General features: G+C 70.8%; 1 protein-coding gene. It reads right to left on the bottom strand.

What is annotated here, in order from left to right; all coding sequences use genetic code 11:
- Positions 1–141: 141 nt before the first annotated feature.
- The coding region (locus G6R25_RS24250) for an SDR family oxidoreductase (protein WP_136449767.1) at positions 142–913 on the bottom strand (772 nt) is incomplete at its 5' end.

The raw sequence follows: 913 nt of genomic DNA, 5'->3' as shown, positions 1-913 counted from the left end.
CGCTGCGACAGGCTTGCCCCCTACCGCTGCAGGTCCCGCGCTCAGGTAGCCGACCTGGCCCGCCAAATTTCAGCCGGTGGGGCCCGTCAGGGCGAGGTGCGCCGATGGGCGACCGCAAACGAACGATTCTCAGTCCGAGTGTCAGTCCGAGCGGCGGAAGCCGCCCTCGGTGTTGAGGGTCTGCCCGGTGATCCAGGCGGCGTCGTCGGTCGCGAGCCAGGCGATGAGGCGGGCAGGGTCGTCGGGAGTACCCCAGCGTTGCTGCGGGAAACGGAGGCGGACGGTTTCGTGGACCTCGGGCGGGGCGTAGCCGGTGTCCACGGGACCCGGGTTGACGGCGTTGACGGTGATGGCCTGATCGGCGAGATGGTCAGCGAGGGTGCGCGTGATGGAAGCGAGGGCCCCTTTGCTCGCTGCGTAGGCGACCTCGTCGCGCATCGGTCCGAGGTCCTGCCCGGAGGTCATGAAGATGATCCGTCCGCCTCGCCGGCCGTCGTGCTGAGCGGCGAAGGCTTGAGCCAGCAGGATGGTCGAGCGGGTGTTGACGGCCCAGTGTGCGTCGAGCATGGCCGCGTCCAGGGTGCCCAGCGGACCGTCGCCGCCGCTGCGGGCGTGGTTGCAGACGAGGATGTCGAGGTGCCCGACGGCGGCGCTGGCACTGTTGACCAACTGTTCGGGTGCTTCGGGGGCGGCGAGGTCGAGCTCCATGTCATGGATGGCCGCCTGGTCGTCGTCGCGGGCGGCGGCCACGCCGTCGATGACCGCCGGCGGTCCGCCGGGATCGGTTCCCCAGGGCTGGTCCTGGTCGTGCGGCGTGTAGTGGTGCAGGAACAGCGTTGCACCCAGGGCGGCGAGGCGTCGGGCGGTGGCGTATCCGATGCCCGCGCGTCGGCTGACCCCAGTGACCAGCGCC

Source organism: Candidatus Frankia alpina (assembly GCF_902806485.1).
Classification (GTDB): domain Bacteria; phylum Actinomycetota; class Actinomycetes; order Frankiales; family Frankiaceae; genus Frankia; species Frankia alpina.
This window is presented reverse-complemented; position numbering and strand designations above follow the sequence as displayed.